General features: G+C 65.2%; 17 protein-coding genes. 12 read left to right on the plus strand and 5 right to left on the minus strand.

Going from position 1 to position 20,974, the window contains the following annotated elements:
• Positions 1-13: 13 nt before the first annotated feature.
• The gene (locus M2336_RS04835; protein WP_264574178.1) at positions 14-508 is read right to left on the minus strand and encodes a MarR family winged helix-turn-helix transcriptional regulator; all 495 of its coding nucleotides are present in this window, start codon (positions 506-508) and stop codon (positions 14-16) included.
• A gap of 269 nt (positions 509-777) precedes the next feature.
• Between M2336_RS04835 and ectA the strand changes: the two genes are divergently transcribed.
• From ectA to M2336_RS04895, 12 genes are all read left to right on the plus strand, one after another.
• On the plus strand, positions 778-1,293 hold the full coding sequence (gene ectA / locus M2336_RS04840) for a diaminobutyrate acetyltransferase (protein ID WP_264574961.1): 516 nt from the start codon (positions 778-780) through the stop codon (positions 1,291-1,293).
• Positions 1,290-2,600 carry a diaminobutyrate--2-oxoglutarate transaminase gene (gene ectB, locus M2336_RS04845; RefSeq protein WP_264574179.1) on the plus strand — a complete coding sequence of 437 codons (1,311 nt, stop codon included), beginning with the start codon at positions 1,290-1,292 and terminating at the stop codon, positions 2,598-2,600. The genes ectA and ectB overlap by 4 nt, the downstream gene beginning before the upstream one ends.
• Before the next feature lie 15 nt (positions 2,601-2,615).
• The gene (locus M2336_RS04850; protein WP_264574180.1) at positions 2,616-3,029 is read left to right on the plus strand and encodes an ectoine synthase; all 414 of its coding nucleotides are present in this window, start codon (positions 2,616-2,618) and stop codon (positions 3,027-3,029) included.
• Positions 3,030-3,061: 32 nt separating this feature from the next.
• Positions 3,062-3,982, plus strand: a complete 921-nt coding sequence (thpD, locus tag M2336_RS04855) for an ectoine hydroxylase (protein WP_264574181.1) — start codon at positions 3,062-3,064, stop codon at positions 3,980-3,982.
• A complete protein-coding gene (locus M2336_RS04860; protein ID WP_264574182.1) occupies positions 3,979-5,415 on the plus strand; it encodes an aspartate kinase in 1,437 nt (478 codons plus the stop codon). Before thpD ends, M2336_RS04860 begins: the two co-directional genes overlap by 4 nt.
• A gap of 22 nt (positions 5,416-5,437) precedes the next feature.
• Entirely contained in the window at positions 5,438-6,673 is a 1,236-nt protein-coding gene (locus M2336_RS04865; protein WP_264574183.1) for an MFS transporter, read from the plus strand.
• Positions 6,670-8,016, plus strand: coding sequence for an MFS transporter (locus tag M2336_RS04870; RefSeq protein ID WP_264574184.1), 1,347 nt, complete (start codon positions 6,670-6,672; stop codon positions 8,014-8,016). Before M2336_RS04865 ends, M2336_RS04870 begins: the two co-directional genes overlap by 4 nt.
• 179 nt (positions 8,017-8,195) lie before the next feature.
• Complete coding sequence (locus M2336_RS04875) at positions 8,196-11,096, plus strand: TonB-dependent receptor plug domain-containing protein (protein WP_264592591.1); 2,901 nt, start codon at positions 8,196-8,198, stop codon at positions 11,094-11,096.
• 80 nt (positions 11,097-11,176) lie between these two features.
• Positions 11,177-12,649, plus strand: a complete 1,473-nt coding sequence (locus M2336_RS04880) for an FAD-dependent oxidoreductase (protein WP_264574186.1) — start codon at positions 11,177-11,179, stop codon at positions 12,647-12,649.
• A gap of 34 nt (positions 12,650-12,683) precedes the next feature.
• The gene (locus M2336_RS04885) at positions 12,684-13,754 is read left to right on the plus strand and encodes a hypothetical protein (RefSeq protein ID WP_264574187.1); all 1,071 of its coding nucleotides are present in this window, start codon (positions 12,684-12,686) and stop codon (positions 13,752-13,754) included.
• A gap of 34 nt (positions 13,755-13,788) precedes the next feature.
• Positions 13,789-14,700, plus strand: a complete 912-nt coding sequence (locus M2336_RS04890) for a LysR family transcriptional regulator (RefSeq protein ID WP_181560824.1) — start codon at positions 13,789-13,791, stop codon at positions 14,698-14,700.
• 56 nt (positions 14,701-14,756) lie between these two features.
• Positions 14,757-16,076, plus strand: a complete 1,320-nt coding sequence (locus tag M2336_RS04895; RefSeq protein WP_264592592.1) for a hypothetical protein — start codon at positions 14,757-14,759, stop codon at positions 16,074-16,076.
• Positions 16,077-16,142: 66 nt separating this feature from the next.
• On the opposite strand, the gene M2336_RS04900 is transcribed toward M2336_RS04895, so the two are convergent.
• The 4 genes from M2336_RS04900 to glpD form a co-directional block, all read right to left on the minus strand.
• Positions 16,143-16,931 carry a DeoR/GlpR family DNA-binding transcription regulator gene (locus M2336_RS04900; RefSeq protein WP_181560822.1) on the minus strand — a complete coding sequence of 263 codons (789 nt, stop codon included), beginning with the start codon at positions 16,929-16,931 and terminating at the stop codon, positions 16,143-16,145.
• A 130-nt stretch (positions 16,932-17,061) separates the two neighbouring features.
• Complete coding sequence (glpK, locus tag M2336_RS04905; protein WP_264574189.1) at positions 17,062-18,549, minus strand: glycerol kinase GlpK; 1,488 nt, start codon at positions 18,547-18,549, stop codon at positions 17,062-17,064.
• A gap of 39 nt (positions 18,550-18,588) precedes the next feature.
• Complete coding sequence (locus M2336_RS04910) at positions 18,589-19,425, minus strand: MIP/aquaporin family protein (protein WP_264592593.1); 837 nt, start codon at positions 19,423-19,425, stop codon at positions 18,589-18,591.
• A gap of 28 nt (positions 19,426-19,453) precedes the next feature.
• Positions 19,454-20,971, minus strand: coding sequence for a glycerol-3-phosphate dehydrogenase (gene glpD, locus M2336_RS04915; RefSeq protein WP_264574191.1), 1,518 nt, complete (start codon positions 20,969-20,971; stop codon positions 19,454-19,456).
• Positions 20,972-20,974: the final 3 nt, after the last annotated feature.

Below are 20,974 nucleotides of genomic sequence, written 5' to 3' on the forward strand. Positions count from 1 at the left end.
CCGGAATCAGCGCTCAGGATGAATGCGGCCGCGCCCGGTCGATCGGGCCGCTGTCGAGCAAAGGCGCTGCGTCGATATGTTCGGCGTCCATCAACATGGCGAGACGCTCGGTCGCGGCGAGGACCATCGCCTGTTCCCAGACGGGCAGGGCTGAAAAGCGCTCGGTAAAGGTCGCCTGAAGGGGATCGGGCGCTTCTGCGAGAGCCGTTTCTCCCGCCGCCAGAACATGCAGATGGAACTGCCGCTTGTCGCGTTCGCTGCGCTCCCGCTGGACAAAGCCCAAGGCGACAAGGCGGTCGACGATCGCCGTGATGGTGGCCTGGCTGAACTGCAGCGATTGGGCAATCGCGCTTGGCGTGGCGGAGGGGGCGGCGGCGATTTCTCGCAGCACCAGCAGTTGCGAGGGGGTGAGGCCCGTGGCCGTGGCGAGCTGGCGGCTGCCGATCTCCGTGGCGCGCAGAATCCGTCGCAAGGCGCGCAAAGTGGATGAAGCAATATCGAGGTTCATGCCGTGTCGATAGCGCAAGGCGCGCCCCACGCCAATTCGCCGGAACGACGGGAGTGGGCGGGTTTATGCTTTATCAGATGAACTAAAATTTGCCTCCTCCGGTTGAAGTGAGCGAGATAAGTGCCATATATGGCGCCGAACGACGCTCTGCACAGCGTCGCGTCTCAGAAAAATAATTCGGGAGATAAACAATCTTTGATCGACAAGCTACAGCGGCTCTTGAGCCGCCAAGGGCTTCTGCGCACTTTTTAGATCGCGAGGGGCGATCTATCTCGCTTCGAAAGCCCGCCGCCACGGACGGGCCTGCCGTCAGTGCCCTGATTGCCGCATCACCGCCGCTGGATGCGAACTCCGCCTATTGCAACCTCCTGCAATGCACCGATTTCGCCGACAGCTGTGCCGTCGCGGAATACGATGGCGCGCTGGCGGGCTGGGTGTCTGGCTATCGTGTGCCGCGCTCGCCCGAGACGTTGTTCGTCTGGCAGGTGGCCATCGCCGCCGCCATGCGGGGCCACGGCCTCGCAGGCCGGATGATCGAGGCCTTGCTGGCGCGCCCGCAGCAGGATGGGGTGACCCACATCACGACCACGATCACGCAGGATAACCGCGCATCCTGGGCGCTGTTCGAAGGACTGGCGCGGCGGTGGAACGTCCCCATCGAGAAGACCGCGCGCTTCGAGCGCGAACCACATTTTGCCGGAGCGCACGCCACCGAGTGGCAGGCACGCCTCGGCCCGCTGTCTCATCTGGCAGCCGCAACAGAAGAAGGAACGCTGACAGCATGACCGCCAACATCTTGCCCCACCCCACGGCCCGCAAACCCGACACCGCCATTTATGAGCGGCGGGAATCCGGCGTGCGCAGCTATGCGCGGGCCATGCCGCGCCAGTTTAACCGCGCACAGGGCGTCTGGATGCACGACAATCAGGGCGGCCGCTATCTCGACTTCCTGTCGGGCTGCTCGACGCTCAACTATGGCCATAATCATCCGGTGCTCAAAAGCGCGCTGGTCGATTATGTCGCCAGCGACGGCATCACCCATGGCCTCGATCTCCACACCGATGCGAAGGCGGATTTTCTCGCCGCGCTGGAGGAGGTTATTCTGCGCCCGCGCGGGCTGGATTATCGGGCCATGTTCACCGGGCCGACCGGCACCAATGCGGTCGAGGCGGCGATCAAGCTGGCCCGCAAGATCACCGGTCGCGAGATGGTGATCGCGTTCACCAACGGCTTCCACGGCATGACGCTGGGCGCGCTCGCCTGCACCGGCAATGCCGCCAAGCGCGGTGGCGCCGGCGTGCCGCTGAGCCATGTCGCGCATGAGCCCTATGATGGCTATCATGGGCCGGACGTCGACACGGCCGAACTGCTGGAACGGCGCCTCTCCGATCCGTCGAGCGGCCTCGATGCGCCGGCTGCCATTCTCGTCGAGACGGTGCAGGGCGAGGGCGGGCTCAATGTCGCGTCGCCGGAATGGCTGCGCAAGATCGCGGCGATCGCCAAGCGCCACGGCGCGCTGCTGATTATCGACGATATTCAGGCGGGCTGCGGCCGCACCGGCAACTTCTTCAGCTTCGAGGGCATGGGCTTCACGCCGGACATCGTGACGATGGCGAAATCGCTCTCCGGCATGGGCCTGCCCTTTGCGCTCACTTTGTTCAGCCCCGCGCTCGATCAATGGTCGCCGGGCGAGCATAATGGCACCTTCCGGGGCAACAACCATGCCTTCGTGACCGCCACCGCCGCGATCCGCCATTTCTGGAGCGACGATGCATTCCAGCGGGACATCGCGCGTCGCGGCGCGCTGCTGGAGCGGCGGCTGGAGGCGATGGCCGCCGAACACGGCCTCTCCACCCGCGGTCGCGGCATGATGCGCGGCATCGATGTCGGATCGGGCGAGGTCGCCGAAACCATCACCGCCGCCTGCTTTGCGCAGGGGCTCATCATCGAAACCAGCGGTGCGCATGACGAGATCGTGAAGGTGCTCGCGCCTCTCGTGATCGACGACGACGTGCTGTCGGCCGGCCTCGACATTCTCGAGGAGAGCATCCGGTCCGCGCTCAGCGTCCCTTATGGCGTCGCCGCAGAGTAAGAGGAGATACGCACTATGATCGTTCGTAAGCTGCAGGACATCCGCAAGACGGACCGCAACGTGAAGTCCAAGGGCTGGGAGAGCGCACGCCTCCTCCTGAAGGACGACGATATGGGCTTTTCCTTCCACGTCACCACCATGCACGCGGGTGAGGAACTGCACATGCACTACCAGAACCATCTGGAGGCGGTGCTGGTCCTCAAAGGCACCGGCACCATCGAGGATCTGGGCACCGGCGTTACGCACAAGCTTTCGCCCGGCGTCATGTACGCCCTCAACGACCATGACCGGCACATCGTGCGCCCGGAGACGGACATATTGTGCGCCTGCACCTTCAATCCGCCGGTGACCGGCAAGGAAGTCCATGACGAACATGGTGCCTATCCCGCCGACCCCAGCGCCCCGCGCGAGCCCGCGCTCGCCGACTGAACCAGCTTTCAACCATTAGAAGGGGGAGAAGCATGCAAGACCTCTACCCATCCCGCCATGACAGCGTGGCGGCCTTTTCGCCGCGCCTCGACCCCGTCGTTCACAGCGACTGGAGCGAGGACTCACCCATCAGCCGCGCACAGGCCGAGCGCTTCGACCGCGACGGCTATCTGGTGCTGGAAGACCTGTTTTCCGACGAGGAAGTCGCGTTCCTCCAGCGCCATGCCGGCAAGCTGCTGGCCGATCCCGATGCGCTGGAAGACGAAACGGTGATCAGCGAGCCGGGCAGCCGCGAGATCCGCTCCATATTCCGCATCCATGCGCAAAGCCCGGTGCTCGGGCGGCTGGCCGCCGATGCCCGCCTGGCCGAGGTCGCCCGCTTCCTGCTGGGCGATGAGGTGTACATCCACCAGTCCCGGCTCAACTATAAGCCCGGTTTTCGCGGCAAGGAATTCTACTGGCACAGCGATTTCGAGACCTGGCATGTGGAAGACGGGATGCCGCGCATGCGGGCCCTGTCCATGTCCGTGCTGCTGGCAGAAAACACGCCGCATAACGGCCCGCTGATGCTGATCCCCGGATCGCATCGCCAGTTCCTCACCTGCGTCGGCGAAACGCCGCAGGACCATTATCGCCAGTCGCTCAAGAAGCAGGAATATGGTGTGCCGGACGAGGACAATCTCGCCGAGCTGGCCGACACGTTCGGTATCGTCGCGCCGACCGGCAAGCCCGGATCCGTGGTGATCTTCGACTGCAACATCATGCATGGGTCGAACGGCAACATCACGCCCTTCCCGAGGGCCAATGCCTTTCTGGTCTACAATGCCGTCTGCAACCGGCTGGTCGCGCCGTTCGGCGTCGAGACGCCGCGCCCGGCCTTCATTGCCGCGCGGGGCGAGCCGCAGGCGATCACGCCTGTGAAGGGACCATTGATGGAGGAGGCGCTGGCATGAGCCATAGTGTGGAAAAGATCGGCGGCACATCCATGGCCGCCACGACGACGTTGTTCGACAATGTGCTGATCGCCGGCCGCAAGGGCGCCGATCTCTACAACCGCATCTTCGTCGTCTCGGCCTATGCCGGCATGACCGACCTGCTGCTGGAGCACAAGAAGAGCGGCGAGCCGGGGGTCTATGCCCGCTTCGTCGCGGATGACGATGCCGATGGCTGGCGCCACGCGATGAACGCGGTGCGCGACGCGATGAAGACGCGCAACGCCGGGATGTTCGTGCGCGAAGAAAGCCTCGCCGAAGCGGATGCCTTTGTCGAGATGCGGATCGCCACCGTCTCAGCCTGCCTCGATGATCTGGCGCGGCTGCGCAGCCATGGCCGCTTCTGCCTCAAGGAGCAGCTGGTGACGGTGCGCGAGCTGCTGGCGGGCCTCGGCGAGGCGCACAGCGCGCATTCAACGGCGCTGCTGCTGCGCGACCGGGGCGTCAACGCCGCGTTCGTCGACCTCACCTTGTGGGACCAGCAGGACATGCGTGAACTGGACGAGCGCATCCTGCAGGCCTTCGCGTCCATCGATCTCACGACCACCCTGCCTATCGTGACCGGCTATGCGGGGTGCAGCGAGGGCATGGTGCGGCTCTATGCCCGTGGCTATTCGGAAATGACCTTCTCGCGCATCGCGGTGCTGACCGGCGCGCGGGAGGCCGTGATCCACAAGGAATTCCACCTTTCGAGCGCCGACCCGCGCCTCGTCGGGACGGACAAGGCCCGCAAGATCGGCCGCACCAATTATGACGTTGCCGATCAGCTCGCCAATCTGGGCATGGAGGCCATTCACCCCGGCGCCGGGCGGGGCTTGCGCCAGACGGAAATCCCGCTGCGCGTGCGCAATACCTTCGACCGGGAGGATGGCGGCACGCTCATCTGCGGCAAATATGTCTCCGATACGCCGCGCGTCGAAATCGTGACCGGCGTGCGCCAGGCGCAGGCTTTGCAGTTCTTCGAGCAGGATATGGTCGGGGTGAAGGGCTATGACGCCGCGATCCTCGAGGCGTTGACTCGCCATGGCGCGTGGATCGTCAGCAAGGCTTCCAATGCCAACACGATCACCCATTATCTCTCGACGGATGCGCCGACGGTGAAGCGCGTGATCGCCGATCTGCAGGGGCGCTACCCGGATGCGGCGATCTCGGCCCAGCCAGTGGCGATCGTCTCGGTGATCGGCAGCGATATCTCGCGGGCGGGGCTGCTCGCCGATGCCTTGCGCGCGCTCGCGGATGAAGGCGTGCCGATCATCGCGATGCAGCACCAGATCCGCAATGTCGACGTGCAGTTCGTCGTCGCGGTCGAGGATTATGACACGGCGGTGGGCGCGTTGCACCGTGCCCTGGTGGAAGGTGACGCGGCCATGACGGAGGGCCGGCGCGCGGCCTGATCCGCGCGCTGCTCCATTCCTGATGCTCACCGCGATCCAGCCCGTCCGCAGCCTCCTGCTCGCCATCTTCATGCTGATGGCGGGCAGTGGCTTTTTGTCGACGCTGATCAGCCTGCGGCTGGAGCGGGCCGGGGCGGGCACGATCGTGATCGGCGTGGTGGCCACGGCCTATTTCGCCGGGCTGGTCGTCGGCGCGCTGCGGGCCGGCGAGATCGTCCGGCGGGTGGGGCATATCCGCGCCTTTGCGGTGTTCGTCTCGCTGCTTTCGGCGAGCACGCTTTCTTATGCCCTCATCCAGTCCGCGCCGTTCTGGGCAGGCCTGCGCCTGATCGACGGCCTGTGCGTGGCCGGGGTCTTCATCTGCCTCGAAAGCTGGCTCAACGACCGGGCGGAGATGGAGACGCGCGGCAGCATCCTCGCGGCTTATATGGTCGCGCTCTATCTCGGGCAGGCAGTGGGCCAGCTGCTGCTCGGTGCCAGTGGTACGCTGCCGGCCGCGCCGTTTCTGCTCGCGTCCATTCTCATTTCGCTGGCGATCATTCCGCTCTGCCTCACCCGCAGCAGCGCGCCGGCGCCGGTGGATGCGGAGGCCTTCACGATACGAGGACTCTACGCAGCCTCGCCGCTGGGCACGGTCGGTGCGGTGGCGACCGGCCTGATGCTCGGCGCCTTTTACGGCATGGCGGCAGTCCATGTACGGCGGCTGGGGCTGGACCTGAGCGCGACGGCCACGTTCATGATGATCGTGATCCTCGGCGGCGTGGCCCTGCAATGGCCGCTGGGCCGCCTGTCCGACCGGCTGGACCGGCGGCGCGTCATCGTCGGCTGCTTCACCGCGACGCTGGTCGTCAGCCTGATGCTCGCCACGCTGGCATCGCGCGGGCTGGACCTGCTGGTGCTCGGCGCCTTATTCGGTGGGCTGAGCTTTGCGCTGTATCCGCTCTGCGTCGCGCACTGCAACGACCGGTTGCTGGCGGCCGAGCGCGTCGCGGCGAGCGGGCGGCTGGTGCTGCTCTACTCGGCCGGCGCTGCCGCCGGTCCGCTGGGTGCGGCGCTGCTGATGAGCGCGGCGCCCGTGGGCGGCCTGTTCTTCTTCATCGCGCTGTGCGCGGGCCTGACGCTCGCTTTCGGCCTCTGGCGGCAGGCATCGACCCCGCCTGTGCCGGCGCCCGACCAGCAGGATTTCCAGATCGTCCCGCGCACCACCCCCATGGCCTCGCTGCTGGACCCCAACACTGTCGACGGACACACCGAATGACCGCATCCCCCCTGCCAGCCTCCCCCGACCAGCCGGTCGAGACTGCCACGCTGCGCCGCGCGATCGCGGCCTCGGCATTGGGCAACGCCACCGAATGGTTCGATTACGGCATCTATGCCTATGGGGTGACCTATATCTCGGCTGCGCTCTTCCCGGGCGATCTGGATGATGCGGTGCTGTTCGCGCTCGCGACCTTCGCCATCTCCTTTCTGGTGCGTCCGCTCGGCGGGCTGTTCTGGGGACCGCTGGGCGACCGGCTGGGGCGCAAGTCGGTCCTCGCGTTCACGATTCTGCTGATGTCGGGCGCCACCCTCGCGGTCGGGCTCATCCCGTCCTATGCCAGCATCGGCCTCTGGGCGCCGGTGCTGCTCATCCTGCTGCGGATGGTGCAGGGCTTCTCGACGGGCGGCGAATATGGCGGCGCGGCGACTTTCATGGCGGAATATGCGCCCGACAAAAGGCGCGGCTTTTACGGCAGCTTTCTCGAATTCGGCACGCTGGCCGGCTTCTCCTTCGGCGCGATCCTCATGCTGAGCTTCTCGATGCTGCTGGGGGAGGCGCAAATGTATGAATGGGGCTGGCGCATTCCGTTCCTGGTGGCGGGGCCGATGGGGCTTGTCGGCATGTATCTGCGCTCGCGCATGGAGGACACGCCGGTCTTCCGCGCTCATGAGAGCGAAGAGCGGCCGTCGGTCTCGCTCCGCCAGCTCATGCACAGCCACTGGCGCCCGATGCTGGTCGTGGGCGGACTGGTCGTCGCGCTCAATGTCGTCAACTATACGCTGCTCAGCTACATGCCGACCTATCTCGAGCGGCGCATCGGCCTCACCGCGCAACATGCGCTGATCGTGCCGATTATCGGCATGCTGTTCATGATGCTGTTCCTGCCCTTCGCCGGGTCGCTCTCGGATCGGATCGGGCGCAAACCAATGTGGCGCTTCTCGCTCATCGGCCTGCTGGTCTGTGTTGTGCCGCTCTATCTGCTCATGGGCACGGGCTTCCTCGGCGCCACGATTGCATTCGTGTTGCTCGGCCTCCTCTATGTGCCCCAGCTGGCGACGATTTCGGCGACATTCCCGGCGCTGTTCCCAACCGCCGCGCGGTTCGCGGGCTTCGCCATCGCCTATAATGTCTCCACCTCCATCTTCGGCGGCACGGCGCCGGCCATCGGCAGCGGCCTGATCACGCTGACCGGGAACGAGCTGATGCCGGCCTTCTATATGATGCTGGCCTGTCTGGTCGGGCTGGTTGCCCTGCACTTCATGCCGGAGACGGCAGGCCGCTCGCTTCATGAAGATGTTTTTGCTCGCGGTGACCGCCCCGGGAGGCCGACGCGCCACTGACAATTCTCGAATCGAGAATGCACCGCCAAAGCTACATGGCCTTCTGAACTGGTCCTCTCGCGCGTACCGCAGATGCTATCGCGCTCAGCCCCGACGGGAATCGTGTCGAACCCAGCTCTACTGGTTCGAATCTTCGGTCTGGCGATGCGCAAAAAGAGCTTGAGCAGGGAGAGGATCAGATGAAAGCTATCAGCGCAGCCCGTTCGCGGTTCCATTTGGGCGTTTGCATTGCGGCCATGGTATGCCCCCTCAGCGGCGCCTTGGCGCAGGTGAGCGACGATGCCGCCGAGCCGGCGACGGCTCAGATTACGAGCGCGCAGCCGGAAGGCACCGGTGCGGCCTCTTCTGCCGGCGCAGCGGCCGATCAGGACATCGTCGTCACCGGCTCACGCATTCAGGCGAGCGGGTTCACGGCGCCGACCCCGACCTCGGTCATCAGCACCGCGCAAATTCAATCCGTGGCGCCGACGCGGGTCGATGACGCGCTCCGCCTCATCCCGGCCTTCTCGACGACGGGCAACGGCGTTGCGCGGGCCTTGTCATCCGCGACGGTGGTTGCCGATCTGCGCAATGTCGGCGCGCAGCGCACGCTGGTGCTGGTGGATGGCCGCCGCCATGTCGCGACTGCGCCGGAGGGTACGGTCGACCTCGGCGTCATCCCGGCCATTCTCATCGAACGCACGGAAGTCGTCACCGGCGGCGCCTCGGCGTCCTGGGGGTCGGACGCCGTGTCCGGCGTGATCAACCTCATTCTCAAGTCCAAACTCCAAGGCGTCGAGGGCACGGTTCAGAGCGGCATTTCGCAATATGGCGATGCCCAGAACGTGCTGGCAGGGCTGGCGGCCGGAACCAGCTTTGGCGGCGGGCGCGGCCATATTCTGATCGGCGGCGAATATTCCAAGAATGAGGGGATCGGCCAGACGCCCTATCGTCCGCGCCCCTGGGTGAGCCGTGGCGTCGCCGGCAACTCGGCTTATGCGCAAAATGGCCTGCCTGCGACCATCTACGCGGACGACGTGCGCCGCACCGACCTGTGGGAAGGTGGCCTGATCACCAGCGGTCCGCTGCGTGGCACGACCTTCCTCCCGGGGCAGCAGACCGGCCAGTTCGGCTATGGCGAAGTCTTCGGCAACCGGATGATCGGCGGCACGAGCAACTACACCGAGATCATCAATCCGGGCGGCAACCTCCAGCAGCCGGTCGAGCGCTATTCGGCGATGGCCCGCGTCTCCTATGAGGTGGTAGACAACCTCACTCTGTTTGCGGAAGGCAGCTTCGCGCGGTCGATCACCAATGGCTATTTCGCCGAGCCGCGCCAGCAGGGCTCCGTCACCGGCAACCCCACCTGTTCGGCGACCACCATTCCCGGCGGGCAGACCGGCAATGTGCTGGTGCCGATCACCAACCCCTATCTGAGCGACGACTTCCGCACGCGTGCGCTTGCCGCCGGCGTCACCTGCTTCAACTTCGGTCGCTCTCTGCGTGAGCAGGGCCTGGGCGCCGTGCGCGGACATGTCGGTTCGCCGTCGGTCTATCGCGGGGTCGTCGGCGTGGAAGGCACGCTCGGGGACTGGTCGTTCGATGCTTATTACCAATATGGCCGCAATCACTTCGTCCAGGAGTATGTCGGCCAGATCAACATGATCAATTATCGCAAGGCGATCGACGCCGTGCGCTCTGGCAGCAACATCGTTTGTCGCGTGAATGCCGATGCCAATCCGCTCAATGACGACCCGGCGTGCGCGCCGCTCAATCTGTTTGGCTTTGGATCGCCTTCGCAGGAAGCCATTGCCTACATCACAGGCACGTCGCGCTTCGACCTCATCACCAAGCAGCAAGTCGCTGCGTTCAGCGCTAATGGTGCGCTGTTCGAGGGCTGGGCCGGCCCGATCAACGCCGCGTTCGGCGCGGAGTATCGCGAAGAGTCGATCGATGCGACGGTGGACGCCATTTCGCAGGCCGGCCAGTGGCAGAGCGGCGCGCGCCAGCCGATCTCCGGCAGCTACAATGTGAAGGAAGTGTTCGGCGAACTGGCGATCCCGCTGTTGAAGGATCTGCCGTTCATTCGCTCGTTCGATCTCAACCTCGCCGCGCGCTACACGGATTACAGCACATCGGGTGGCGTCACGACCTGGAAGGTCGGCGGCACGTGGGAATTGTCGAGCGAGCTGCGGCTTCGCGCCACGCGGTCCCGCGACATCCGGGCGGGCAATTTTGCCGAGCTGTTCGCGCCGACGACGGTGGCGCGCCAGAACATTCGCGATCCGCGCCGGTCGACCAACTACACGGTCGAGGTCGCATCTCTGGGCAATCCCAATCTCGATCCTGAAAAAGCCGATACGCTCACGGCGGGCATCGTCTATCAGCCCCGCTGGCTGGACGGCCTGCGTCTCTCGGTCGATTATTACGATATCGACATCAAGGGCGTGATCGGGACGATCTCCGCGAACGAGGTGCTTGAGCGCTGTTATGTGGACGGCATTTCCGACTTCTGCAGTCTCGTCACGACCTCTGGCGGTGCCCCGGCCGGCGACATCACCGGTGTGACGGTCCGCTTCGAGAATCTGGATCGCCTGAAGACCAAGGGCGTCGACTTCGAAGCCGCCTATCGCTCCTCGCTGGAGAACATCTTCGGTCAGGGCGCCGGGTCGCTCTCCATTCGCCTGCTGGGGACATATCTGGACACATTGGCCACCACGGCCGTGTCCACCGCCAGCACGGAAGAACGGGCAGGCGAATATGTGACGCCGCACTGGCGCGTGTCCGGCCTCGTCACGCATGAACTGGGCCGCCTGACGAGCACGCTGGACCTGCGCTGGCTGCAGGGCGGCAAGATCGACAATGATTTCGTTGTCGGGACTGGCACGCTGAACAGCATCAACTTCAACGATACGAAGAACACCTTCTACACCAACGCGACGTTCACGGTCGATGTCTCGCGGGACGCCGATCGGAGCCGGGAGATGTTCATTCGCCTGAACAACATCTTCAATGTCGCGCCGCCCTTCCCGGATCAGGCATCGCCCTTGTTCGATCAGGTCGGGCGCGCATTCCGCGTCGGTCTGCGGTTCAAGATGTAAGGGCGCCCGCGCTTCACCAACACTCATGGGATGGCGCCCGCAGCGCCATCCCTCCCCAGAAAGGATATGGTTCGCCGATTATGGACAGACCTAAAGTTCAGGAAGTTCGCCAGTCGGAGGATCGTTTTCTGGCCTCTGACGTGTTCGAGACGGGTGGCCGGGTGCTGCCGCGGGCCAATGGCACGGGGACCTGGGTCGAGCCCGCGCGCGAGATCCCGGTGTATCATAGCTGCGACGTGCTGGTGGTCGGCGGCGGGCCTTCGGGCACGGCGGCGGCATGGGCGGCGGCGCAGGCCGGGGCCGATGTGGTGCTGATGGAGCGCTATAATCATCTGGGCGGCCTTTCCACCGGCGGCCTCGTCATCTGGATCGACCGGATGACCGATTGGACCGGCCGCCAGGTCATCCAGGGCTTTGCCAATGATGTGCTCGGGCGCCTGCCCGCCGCGGGCCTCGCCGGGCCGCCGCGCGCCGACTGGGGCTCGCGCGATCCCAAGAAGGCGAGCTACTGGGGCCAGCGCACTGCGGCCTTCCACGGCACGGTCTGCTGGTCGCCCACGCTCGATCCCGAGCGGTTGAAGCTGATCAGCCAGGAGATGCTGCTGGCGGCCGGCGTGCGGCTGGTGTTCCACAGCTGGGCAGCAGTGCCGATGGTCGCCGACGGCAAGGTCGAGGGCGTGGTGTTCGAATCCAAGGCCGGGCGTCAGGCGCTGCGGGCCAAGGTGGTGGTCGATACCACCGGCGATGGCGACATCTTCGCGCGCGCCGGCGCCGAGTTCGACACCGATATCGAGGAAGGCGACGTCCACCACAGCGCCAACACCGGCTTCATGCTGGGCGGTGTGGACATGGACCGCTGGCTGGCGTTCCGCGCCAATGAGCCCGAGCAATATGCCGAGTTCGCCAAGCTCGGCCGTGAGCGGCTCGGCTTCTTCCAGCCGCCTTATGTCTCCTGGCGCAACGACATCGCGCTGTTCCTCGGCCCACGCCAGTCCGGCCTGTCGGCGCTGGATGTCGACGACCAGACCGAGCTGGAGATCCGCTCGCACCGGTTCATGCAGACGCATTGCGAATTCTTCCTCGCCCATGCGCCGGGGTTCGAGCAATGCTATATGCTGCAGAGCGGCTCGCAGCTTGGCGTGCGGCACACAAGGCGTCTGGCCGGCATGGGCAAGATCCTGCGCAGCCAGTGGGCGGATGGCATTGCGCTGCCTGACGAGGTCGGGGTCAGCCCCTCGGTCAGCCTCAAATATCCGGTGATCTCGGTGCCCTATGGTGCGTTGGTGCCGCGCAAGCTCGATGGCCTGCTCGCAGGTGGCAAGCACATCAGCTGCGATGCCAACTCGCATGGCTTCATGCGCGAGATCCCGCAATGCTGGCTGACCGGACAGGCCGCTGGCGCCGCAGCCGCGCTCAGCGTGAACGCCGGCGTCCAGCCCCGCGCGCTCGATGTGACCAGCCTGCAGGCAGAGTTGCGCAGGCAGGGCGTGTTCCTGCATGACCAGCCCGGTGAGATGAGCCAGACAGCGCAGGCAGCCAGCCGGCAGGCCTGAGGCGCCCATAGAGACGATGGAGAGGATCAGAGAGATGCGCAGCGGTAACAGGACGAAGCGAATATATGCCGGGTTGCTGGCCGGTCTCCTGATCTCTCCGATCCTCGCCAGTACCTCTCCCGCGACGGCTCAGGCGCCGACATCGCGCTCGACCGAGAGCGTCAAAGTCTCGGCTGTGGTGGCGGAGCGCATCGGCTCAGGCCCCGTCATCTATCCGGACATGCCGGGGCTGGAAGGCGATCTGGGCAACAATATCAACGGCCCCTCGGTGATCCGGGTGCCGAGCTGGATCAAGAATCCGCTCGGCAAATATTATATGTATTTCGGCCATCACCGCGGCGGTTACATCCGCCTGGCTTATGCCGATCGGCCCGAAGGCCCCTGGACCGTCTATAAAGATGGCACATTGCGGCTGGAGCAGACCTCGGCGCTGCACCACATCTCGTCTCCCGATGCCGTCGTGGATGAAGAGAATAAACGGATCGTGCTCTATTATCATGGCGCCACCGAGATGCCCGGCGGCGACTATGGCGGCCGGCCCTACGCCCAGCGCAGCTTTGTTGCGACGTCGCCAGATGGTCTGAGCTTTACCGCTGCGTCCGGCGCGTTCGGGGCGCCCTATATTCGCGTGTTCAGTTACAAGGGCAGCAGCTACGGCCTGGGCATGGCCGACAAGGCGAGCGCCTATCCGGTCTGGCTGCGCAGTGGCCAGTTCTTCCGGTCGGCATCGCTCCTGCCGCCGTTCGAAGCCGGCCCGCGCATTCTCGATGAGATGCGTCATGCCGGCGTGACGCGCATCGGCGATACGCTGCATGTCTTCTACACCAATGTAGGGGACTCGCCCGAACGCATCCTCCATGCCAGCGTCGATCTGCGGCCCGACTGGTCGGAGTGGACAGCCTCGACGCCAACGGAAGTGATGCGCCCGGAAAAGGCCTATGAAGGCGCCAATCTGCCTTTGGTCTCCTCGCGCGGGGGCATGGCGACGGGCGCGGAGCATGCCTTGCGTGATCCCGGCGTTTTCAACGACGATGGCCGCATCTATCTCTATTATGCCGTCTCCGGCGAGAAGGGGATTGCGGTGGCGCGAGTGACTTTCAAATGATGACGCGCGGGCGGCCATTCGTGAGCGCGCCCTGATGGATACGCTGCTCAACATGCGCGCCTTTCTGGCCGTGGTTGAATGCGGCAGCCTCGCCGCTGCCGCGCGCAAGCTCAATATCGCGCCGTCGGTCATGTCCAAGCGGATCGGGAGGCTGGAGGATGAACTGGGCGCGGTGCTGTTCGTCAGGACCCCGCGCAAGGCCGAGCTGACAGCCTTTGGCGAGCGCCAATTGCCGCGCATCCGCGCGCTGGTGCGCCAGACCGACGATGTCGTCGCCGGCGCGCGTCGATCCCGCCAGGCGCTGGACGGGCATCTGCGGATCAAATGCCCGACCACGGTGGCCAGCAGCTATTTCGGCCGCTTCTTCGCGGATTTCGTGCAGAGCCATGTCGGCGTCAGCATCGATCTCATGCTGGTCGATCGCTCCGTGAACCCCATCGAGGAGGGCTTCGATCTGGCGATCGGCGCCATGGCCGCCTCTTATGCCGGTGTGATGGATGTCCCTTTGTGCGAGCATCCGATGGTGATCTGCGCCGCGCCGTCCTATCTGGCCCGGCGGGGACACCCCAAGCATCCGCGCGAGCTGGTCGAGCATGATTGCCTCAACTCGCAGTCGATTGGGGGAACCTGGGTTTTCGAAAGCGAGTCAGGCGATCTGGCGGTCGATGTCAGTTCGCGCTTTGCGGTCAACACCGCCATCGTCCTGCGCGATGCCGCTTTGAGGGGCGCGGGGATCGTCATGCTGAGCGAGTTCGTCTCGCGGGAGGCCGTGCGCGCTGGCCGGCTCGTGCAATTGCTGCCGGACTTTCCAGTCAAATCTCTCTGGCTCAAAGCCCTGGTTCCCAATGTCAAAATGAGCCTGCCGCTGGTGCAGGCGCTGATCGAAGATCTCCTCGCCTTCACCCAGCCCGTCGCGCCCTGGGACCGGGCGGACCCGGCCAACTGAACCAGCGCCTGCGGGCGACCCATAGAAGGAACACATCGATGCAGAGCAGGCGTGATATGCTTCAGGCTTCTGTCGGGCTGGCGGGCGTTGCCGTCTGGGCTGGCGGAGCGCCGGCCTCGGCTGCATCCGCTCCGGCACCCACCGGCGCCGCGCCCTTCGCGTCTCCGCTTCAAAAGCAGCTGCGCGAAGACATGGAGACCTACGCCTCGTTCGGCAGCAAGGTCTCGGGCTCTGCGGGCGATCTTGCCACCGCGGCGTGGATCGGCAAGCGCCTCGCGACGGTCGGCTTCAAGGTCGATGAGGTTAAATTCCCGATCCCCACATTCGAGCCGGCGGTGACGGAGTTGCGCGCCGGGGACAAGCGGGTCGCGGTGGCCGCGCAGCCGGTCGTCGTCTCCACGCCTGCGAAGGGCATTACCGCCCCGGCCGTTCTGGTCCGTGATGCGTTCGAGGCGCAGGGCGTCGCCGGGAAGATCGCCATCGTCGTCCTGCCTTATGGTCGCCACGCGGCGATTTTCTCGGGCGAGGTTAAGCCGATGCTGGATCGGGTCATTCCGAACAAGCCGGCCGCGATCGTCATCGTGACGACCGGGCCGACCGGCAGCATCGTGGCGCTCAACACCCGGTTGAAGCCCATCGCGGACGTGCCCATCGCGCTGATGGCGCCGCGCGACCTTCCGATCATCGCCGAGGCCGTTGCCGCGCGCCGACCCCTGACCCTCATTCTCACGGGGAAAAGCGCGACCGGCCACAGCAGCAATATCATCGCGCGGCGCGAGGCGGGCCCCAAGTGGCTGGCTTTCTCCACGCCCCGCTCGGGCTGGGGCGTCAGCGTCGGCGAGCGGGCGCCCGGGACTGCCGCCTTTCTCGAGCTGTGCCGCTGGGCGGCGATCCGCTACCCGGATCATTCGCTCTTCGCCATCAACGCCGGCGGGCATGAGCTCGATTTCGCCGGCACGCACCACTCTCTCTCCGAGGGGCCGCCAGCCGCCCAGACACAGATCTGGACCCATCTGGGGGCCGGGCTCGCTACCCGCGATGCCTATGAGGTGCTGAGCCGCAATCACCAGCTTCTCTCCTGCGCCGATCCGCAGCGCGTCCTCATGACCTCGCCGGGCTTGATGGCAGAGACCACTGAGGCGTTTCGCGGGCTTGTGGGGTATGAGCGGCCGATCGAAGTCGTCGGCGGCGCGGGTGAGCTGTCCTCCATCATCGACCGGGGCTATGTGAATGCCTTCGCCGGCCTGGGCATCCATCGCTGGTGCCATGTCGAGGACGATACGATCGACAAGGTGGATGCCGCGCTGCTCGAACCGGTTGTGGAAGCCCATCGCGCCGTGGTCGAAGCGGCCGTCGCGCGGGCAGTGAGGGCCTAGGCGGGATCTTGAGCCTCTCCTCGGAAGAGGAGGGGAGCCAACCCCACGAACCTCCTGCGCTGCGCCTTACTCCGTCGTGGCGCTTTCGGGCATTGCGTTGACGACCTCGACATTATGCTCGGCGCAGACTGCGGCGAGTTCCGGGCTGTCGAGATAGTCGGTCACCAATATGTCGACGGCGCTGATGTGGCCGATGCGGACCGGGGCGCTGCGGGTAAGCTTGCTGCTGTCCGCGACGAGGATGACGGAGCGCGAGTTCTCGACGATGGCGTGCGAGACCTGCACCTCGTTCAGGTCGAAATCCAGCAACGAGCCATCCTCATCGATGGCGGACGCGCCGATGACCGCGAAATCGACCTTGAAGTTTCGAATGAAATCGACCGCAGTGGGGCCGACCGCAGCGCGATCGGCATGACGCACCCGGCCGCCGACGACGATCAGGTCGATCGCGCTGTTACGGCAGAGGATATCGACCACGTTCAGATTGTTGGTGAGGACCATCAGATTGCTGCGGCCGGCGAGCGCCCGCGCGACTTCCTCGGTCGTCGTGCCGATATTGATGAACAAGGAGGCGCCATCGGGAATGCGGGCCGCAGCCTCCTTGCCGATCGCCTTTTTCTCGGCCACGGACAGGCGGCGGCGGGCCTCATATTCCAGATTCTCGACGCCAGAGCCGAGAATGGCGCCGCCATGCACGCGCGACAGATAACCGCGCTCGCACAGATCGTTGAGATCCTTGCGAATGGTCTGGGGCGTCACATTCATGCGGCCGACGAGATCCTCCACCGTCACCTTGCCGTTGCGGCGCGCCAGATCCAGGATCTGGCGGTGGCGGGTGTTGGATGCGCTCGTCATGCCGGCGTTCTGACGCTTCGATCCTTGAGTTGCAAGCGTCCTTGTAGCCGGGCGCACGGCATCACGGGGGGGCCGTGATGGCTGCGCGGCCGGCCCTTCGTGGCATGGAACAGCGGGGCGAAAGCGCAACTCAGGAAATGGCGCGTTCGACCGCCTTTCGCCAACCATCGACGGCGGCCGATCGGGTTGCTTCCGGCATCTTGGGCTCGAAGCGCCGCTCGCGGGTCCAGATCCGGTCGAGGTCATCCAGACCGCTCCACACGCTGGTCGCCAGCCCGGCCATGAACGCCGCGCCCAATGCCGTCGTCTCGACAATGGCGGGCCGCTCGACCGGCGCGACCAGCACGTCGGAGAGGAACTGGCAGAGCCAGTCGTTGACGGCCATGCCGCCATCGACGCGCAAGGCAGTTTCGCCTTCGCCGACATCGGCCTTCATGGCGTCGATCAGGTCCATGGTCTGATAGGCGACGGATTCCAGCGCGGCGCGGGCCAGGTGCGCGTCGGTCGCATCGAGCGTGAGGCCGCAGATCAGTCCGCGCGCGTGCGGATCCCAATAAGGCGCGCCCAAGCCGACAAAGGCGGGCACCATATAGACGCCATGACTGTCCGGCACGCGGGTGGCCATGCCGTCCGTTTCCGAGGCATGGGTGATGATCTTGAGCCCGTCGCGCAGCCATTTGACCGCCGCGCCGGCGACGAAGATCGAGCCTTCCAGCGCATAGGTCGTCGTTCCGGCCAAGCGATAGGCCGGGGTGGTGAGCATGCGCGTTTTCGAGAGCACCGGCTCCGTGCCGATGTTCATGAGCGCGAAGCAGCCCGTGCCATAGGTCGATTTCGCCATGCCGGTGCGGAAGCAGCCCTGCCCGAAGAGCGCGGACTGCTGATCACCGATCATCCCCGCGACCGGGATGGCCTTCCCGAGAATCTCGGCATCGCACTGGCCGAAGATGCAGCTATTGTCCCGAACCTCAGGCAGCATCGCGGCGGGCACGCGGAAGAGGCTGAGCAACTCGTCGTCCCAGGCCTGGTCCATGATGTTGAACAGCAACGTGCGGCCCGCATTGGTGGGGTCGGTTGCGTGGACCGTGCCGCCGGTCAGCCGCCAGAGCAGGAAGCTGTCGATCGTGCCGAACGCCAGTTCGCCGCGCTCGGCGGCAGCGCGGGCGCCCGCGACATTGTCCAATATCCACGCGGCCTTGGTCGCCGAGAAATAGGGGTCGATCAGCAACCCCGTCTTGGCGGTGACCATCTCTTCGGCGCCGCTGTCCTTCAGCCGCGCGCATTCATCGGCGGTCCGCCGGTCCTGCCAGACGATCGCGTTGTGAATGGGCTTGCCGGTCGCCCGATCCCACACCACGACGGTCTCCCGCTGGTTGGTGATGCCGATCGCGGCGACATCCGCGACATCGACGTCGGCCTTGGCCACCACATCCTGCATCATGGCGACGGTGTCGGTCCAGATGTCCTCGGGATCATGCTCTACCCAGCCGAGATTGGGATAATGCTGCTTGAATTCGCGCTGCGTCGTGGCGACTGGATTGGCGGCGGCATCGAACAGGATGCACCGCGTCGAGGTCGTGCCCTGGTCGATCGCGAGAATATAGGGTGGCTGGGCCATGATTGCTCTCCTGTGGTCGCCGGCTGCGCGGCGCGATTGTCAGTTGGCCGCGTCAGCCTCGGCGGGGATCGTCTCCTGCACGGCGCGCTTGTGGCGTGCGGGCAGGAACGGCCGGATCAGCCAATGATAGACGCTGGCGCCCAGCACGCCGCCGCAGAACGGGCCGGCGATGGGCACCCACCAGTAATTGCCCGGCCCCGGAAAAGCGGATTCGCCCCAGCCCGCCAGATAGCCGAAAATGCGGGGGCCAAGGTCGCGCGCGGGGTTGATCGGCCACCCTTCCAGATATCCCGCGCCGCCGCCGATCATGGCAACCAGCAGGCCGATGATGAGCGCGCTCGAATTGGCCTCGGGCGCCTGCGTGTTATATTCCTCAGTGATCGCGAAGATGCCGAGCAGCAGGAAGCCGGTCAGCACGATCTCGTTGAAGAACGCCCGGATCGGTGTGATGTGCGCGCCCGGCGCGGTGAAGAACACGCCGGCGCCGCCACCGGCCGCCCGCTCCACCCCCTGCGTCGCGTTGAACGCATCGATCACCGGCGAGAACATCATGTAGACCACGGCGGCACCCAGAAACGCGCCGAGGATTTGCGCCAGCCAGAACGGCACGACCTTGCGCCCGGGGAAGCCGCGATAGATCATGAGCGCGAGGGTGACTGCCGGGTTGGCGTGCGTGCCGGAGACGGCGCCCGTCACATAGATGGCGATGGTGACGGCAAGGCCCCAGGTGATGCACACCCCGAAATAGGCTGTGCTGTAAGGGCTTGGATCATAGAGAAAATACATCGCGGCGGCAGAACAGCCGATGGTGATGATGATGAACACTGCAATGCATTCGGAGATCAGTTCTCCAATAAATGCCTTCCCCGGTGACATTGGCCCCTCCACGTTTATCGATTGTCATTTATCCGACGGCGTTGACGTCCACCCTCGCATGGTTCGCGAGATAGGCTTCCAGCACCGCCACCTCTTCCCTGCGCATATGCAGCCCAAGTTTCGATCGACGCCAGACAATATCGTCGACCGAGCGTGCCCATTCATGCGCGAGAAGATAATCCACTTCGGCTTGGGTGAGCCCGGCGCCGAAATGCTGCCCGAGATCGTCGGCCGTCTTCACGCCTGCGAGCAGCTTGAAGATGCGTGAGCCATAGCTCTCCGCCAGGCGGCGGATGGTGGTTTCGCCGAGAAAAGCAAACTTTTCCCGCAGGTCGGCAATGAGGCCATCCAGCCCTCCCGTACCCAGATCGCCGCCGGGCAGCGGAGCGGCGGCTGTCCAGGCCGGTCGCTGGTTCGGAAGGTGCCGGGCGAGCTTGTCCATCACCTCTTCGGCCAGCGCGCGGTGCGTGGTGATCTTGCCGCCGAAAACGCTCATCACCGGCGCCGCGCCCCCGGCATGATCCAGCGAGAGGACGTAGTCGCGACTGATCTCCGAGGCGTTGGTCGTCGCGTCGTCATAGAGCGGGCGCACGCCGGCAAAACTCCACATCACATCCTGCGGCGTGATCTGCGTGGCGAACCAGCGGTTCACGGAGTCGCAGAGATAATCCGTTTCCGCCGCATCAATCGTCACGACGTCCGGCGCGCCCTGCCACTCCACATCCGTCGTGCCGATCAGCGTGAAGTCGTTTTCATAAGGAATGGCAAAGACGATGCGCTTGTCCGGATTCTGCAGGATATAGGCATGGTCGCCCTCATACAGCTTGCGGGTGACGATGTGGCTGCCCTTGATCAGCCGCAATGTGCCGGCGCCCGTGATGCCGGCCCGCTCGGGCAGGAAATCAGCGGCCCAGGAGCCGGTGGCGTTAATGAGCACATGCGCCGTCACGGAGAACGGCGTGCCGTCAGTGCCCTGCAAGGACACGCGCCAGCCGTGCTGATCCCTTTGCGCGGAGAGGCATTTTGTGTGGGTGAGGATCGTCGCACCATGCTCGGCGGCATCCTGAGCATTGGCGACGACGAGGCGGCTGTCGTCGCCCCAGCAATCGGCATAGACATAGCCGTGGCCAAACCGAGATTGAATGGCGCTGCCATAGCCATCCCCGGCCAGCCTGATCGCCCGCGAGCGGGGCAGGCTGCTGCGCCCGCCCAGCCGATCATAAAGGAACAGGCCGATGCGCATCATCCACATGGGCCGCATGCCGCGATCATGGGGCAAAACGAACTCGAGCGGGCGGATGAGGTGCGGCGCCGCACGCATCAGCCGTTCCCGCTCCGCCAAGGCCTTGGCGACCAGCCGGAACTCATACTGCTCGAGATAGCGCAGCCCGCCATGAATGAGCTTAGTGCTGGCCGAGGAGGTATGCGCGGCAAGATCGTCCTGCTCGACGAGCATGACACGCGCGCCACGGCCCGCCGCATCGCGCGCAATCGCAGCGCCGTTTATGCCTCCCCCAACGACCAGAACATCATACTCAATAGCCATGGA

The sequence above is a fragment of the Sphingobium sp. B1D7B genome (genome assembly GCF_025961965.1).
In the GTDB taxonomy this organism is placed as follows: Bacteria; Pseudomonadota; Alphaproteobacteria; order Sphingomonadales; family Sphingomonadaceae; genus Sphingobium.